This window comes from Streptomyces sp. NRRL WC-3618 (assembly GCF_001280005.1).
Taxonomy (GTDB): Bacteria; Actinomycetota; Actinomycetes; order Streptomycetales; family Streptomycetaceae; genus Streptomyces.
Map to the genome: position 1 here is coordinate 1 of NZ_LGDW01000168.1, position 4,112 is coordinate 4,112.

The 4,112-nt window shown below is 73.5% G+C and carries 1 pseudogene; it reads left to right on the forward strand.

Features of this window, described 5'->3' with window-relative positions:
• Positions 1 to 46: 46 nt before the first annotated feature.
• Positions 47 to 4,112, forward strand: a pseudogene (locus ADL01_RS17840) (SDR family NAD(P)-dependent oxidoreductase); the annotation flags it as partial.

The window sequence follows — 4,112 nt, forward strand, 5'->3', positions numbered from 1 at the left end:
CCGCGGCTTGACGTACCAGGACCCACAGCTGCCGGTCGTCTCCAACGTGACTGGTGAACTGGCCGAGTCGGCCCAGCTCAAGGACCCCGAGTACTGGGTTCGCCATGTTCGTGAGGGGGTCCGTTTCCACAACGGTTTGACCACCCTCACCGCGCAGGGCGTGTCGACGCTCCTTGAGCTCGGCCCCGACTCCGTCCTGACGGCGATGGCGCACGACACTCTCACCGACCCGGCCGCGCAGGCGGGGCTCATAGCCTCCGTGCGCAAGGACCGTCCGGAAGCGGACACGTTCCTGACCGCCCTCGCCCGGCTCCACGTACGCGGGACAGAGGTCGACTGGACCCCGTTGTACGCCCCCGTCGAGTCCCGACGTCGCGTGGACCTGCCCACGTACGCCTTCCAGCACGAGCACTACTGGCTCAACCCGCTGGAGCAGGCGGCGGTGGCTACGGCGGGGGACGGCGCTGACCCCCTGGGCGCGGGGTTTTTGAAGGCCCTCGAGGACGAGGACCTCGCGGCGCTGACGGGCGCCCTGGAGGTCGACGAGGAGGCGCCGTTCCGGTCGGTGCTGCCCGCGCTGACGGCATGGCGGCGGCAGCGGCACGAGCAGTCCGAACTGGACCGCTGGCAGTACCGCATCGCATGGAAGCCCCTCGCCAAGGTGGCGCGACCCGGGCTCACGGGCACCTGGCTGGTCGTGGCACCCGCCGGGAACGAGGCGGAGCCGTGGATCGACGCCTCCGTACGGGCGCTGGAGCAGAGCGGGGCGCAGGCGCGTGTGCTGCGGGTTGGGCCGCAGAACGCGGACCGAACAGTGTTCCTGGAGAAGCTGAGGGATGCCCTCTCGGACGACGGCGAGAGCCAGGGCATCTCCGTGACCGGAGTCCTGTCCCTGCCGGTGTGCGGGCCGACGCCGGAGCCTTCGAAGACGCACGCCGTCGACGGCGAGTCCGTCCCGGCCGGAGCGCTCCGCACCCTCGCCCTCGTCCAGGCCCTGGGCGACGCGGACGTGACCGCGCCCCTGTGGGTGGCGACGCGCGGCGCCGTCTCCGTGGGCGCCTCGGACGCCACCGCCGATGCGGACGGCGCGGCGGTGTGGGGCCTGGGCCGCGTCGCGGCCCTCGAACACCCGGAGCGCTGGGGCGGCCTGGTCGACCTCCCCGAGACGGCGGACGCCCGCGCGGCGTCGCGGCTCGCGCAGGTCCTCGCGGCCGCATCGGGCGAGGACCAGGTGGCGGTGCGCGGGTCGGGCGTGTTCGTACGCCGGTTGGTACGCGCGCCCTTCGGCGACGTGGACGTGTCCGGCGGGTCGGCGGGGGAGTGGTCCCCGGGCGGCGGCACGGTACTCGTCACCGGTGGCACGGGTGCCCTCGGCGCGCACGTCGCGCGCTGGTTGGCACGCGAGGGCGCCGAACACCTGGTACTGACGAGCCGCCGTGGCCCCGACGCGCCCGGCGCCGCCGAACTCAAGGCCGAACTGGAGGAGTTGGGGACACGGGCGACCATCGCCGCGTGCGACGCGGCGGACCGGGACGCGCTGGCACGCCTCCTGGACGGGATTCCCGACGACGCGCCGCTGACCGGTGTCTTCCACACGGCCGGAGTCCTGGACGACGGCGTGCTCGACGGCCTCACCGAGGGCCGGATGGCCTCCGTGTTCCGCGCGAAGGCGGAGTCGGCCCGCCACCTGGACGAGCTGACCCGCGACGCGGACCTGACCGCCTTCGTCCTCTTCTCCTCCCTCACCGGCACCGTGGGAGCGCCCGGCCAGGGCAACTACGCCGCCGCGAACGCATTCCTCGACGCCCTCGCCGAACGGCGGCGCGCCGCAGGACTGCCCGCCGTCTCGCTCGCCTGGGGACCGTGGGGCGGTGGCGGCATGGCCGCCGCCGACGGCTCCGAGGATCGGATGCGCCAGGCCGGACTGCCGGTCATGGATCCCGCACGCGCCACCGAGTCACTACGCAGGGCGACACTCCACGCGGCGACGCAAGGCGGTCACGCGGACAGCCCGGTGCCGGTTCGGGAGGCGGCCGCGCTCGTCGTCGCCGACGTCGTCTGGGACCGTTTCACGGACGGCTTCACCGCGACCCGCCGTAGCACCCTCTTCGACGACCTGCCGGAGGCGGCAGCCGCCCGCACGGCACACCCCACCAGCGCGGACGACACCGAAACCCCGCCCCTGAAGCAGCAGTTGGCCGCCCTGTCCCGCCCGGACGCCGAGCGGGCCCTGCTCGACCTCGTCCGGACCCAGGCGGCGGCCGTGCTCGGACACGGCGGCACGCAGGCGGTACCCGCGGACGGCGCGTTCAAGGGACTCGGGTTCGACTCGCTCACCTCGGTCGAGTTCCGCAACCGCCTCGGCGTCGCGACCGGCCTGACCCTCCCGGTCACTCTGGTCTTCGACCACCCCTCGCCGCGCGCCGTCGCCGACTACCTCGCCGGACACCTCCTCACCGCCGACGTCACCGACAGCACCGCCGTGACGCCGACGTCCACAGGGACGGCGGCCGACGACGAGCCCATCGCGATCGTGTCGATGAGCTGCCGCTTCCCCGGCGGCGTACGCGGACCGGAAGACCTGTGGCGGCTCGTCGCGGACGGCGTCGACGCGCTGGGGGAGTTCCCCGCCGACCGTGGCTGGGACACGGGGACGCTGTACGACCCCGACCCGGCGACGCCTGGCTCCACCTACGCCCGGCAGGGCGGATTCCTGCCGGACGCGGCCGGGTTCGACGCGGACTTCTTCGGGATCTCGCCGCGCGAGGCCCTGGCCATGGACCCGCAGCAGCGCCTCCTCCTGGAGACCGCGTGGGAGCTGTTCGAGCGCGCCGGCATCGCGCCGCCGACGCTGCACGGCAGCCGCACCGGCGTGTTCGCGGGCACCAACGGCCAGGACTACCTGGACCTCCTCAAGGACGCGCCCGACGGTGCCGAGGGCTACATCGGCACGGGCAACGCCGCCAGCGTGGTCTCCGGCCGCCTGTCGTACGCCTTCGGCTTCGAAGGCCCTGCCATGACCGTCGACACGGCGTGCTCGTCGGCCCTCGTGGCCCTGCACCTGGCGGCGCAGGCGCTGCGCCAGGGCGAGTGCGACATGGCCCTCGCGGGCGGCGTGACCGTGATGTCCACGCCGAGCGCCTTCATCGAGTTCAGCCGCCAGCGCGGCCTCGCTGCCGACGGCCGCTGCAAGGCGTTCGCCGAGGCGGCGGACGGCACCGGCTGGGGTGAGGGTGTCGGCCTGCTGTTGCTGGAGCGCTTGTCGGACGCCCGCCGCAACGGCCACGAGATCCTGGCCGTCGTACGCGGCTCCGCGATCAACCAGGACGGTGCGAGCAACGGGCTCACCGCCCCCAACGGCCCCTCCCAGCAGCGCGTCATCCGCGCCGCCCTCGCCAACGCCCGCCTCACGCCCGCCGACGTCGACGCCGTCGAGGCACACGGCACCGGCACGTCCTTGGGCGACCCCATCGAAGCGCAGGCGCTGCTCGCGACCTACGGGCAGGAGCGGGCTGCCGACCGGCCGCTGTGGCTGGGATCGGTGAAGTCGAACATCGGGCACACCCAGGCGGCCGCCGGCGCCGCGGGCGTCATCAAGATGGTCATGGCGATGCGCCACGGGACGCTGCCGCCGACACTCCACGTGGACGCCCCCAGCACGCACGTGGACTGGGCGGCGGGCTCGGTCGAGCTGCTGACGGAGACTCGTGAGTGGGTCGAGCGGGCGGACGGCGCGCCGCGTCGCGCGGGTGTCTCGTCGTTCGGAGTGAGCGGCACGAACGCCCACGTGATCGTGGAGCAGGTGCCGGTGACGGAACCTTCTGAGTCCGCTGAAACGGACCTTCTGTCCAGTGCGATGCCGTGGTTGGTATCGGGCCGGAGCGCGGAGGCGCTGCGCGCGCAGGCCGGGCGGCTCGTCGAGCACGTCACCGCGCGCGATGCGCTCGACTGCGTCGACGTGGGCTGGTCGCTGCTGTCGGGTCGTGCTGTCCATGAGCACCGGGCTGTGGTCTTGGGCCGGGGGTCAGGACAGTTCCTGTCCGGGTTGGAGGCTTTGGCTTCCGGTAGTGGTTCGGGTGTGGTGTCGGGGTCGGTGGTCGAGGGCCGTCTGG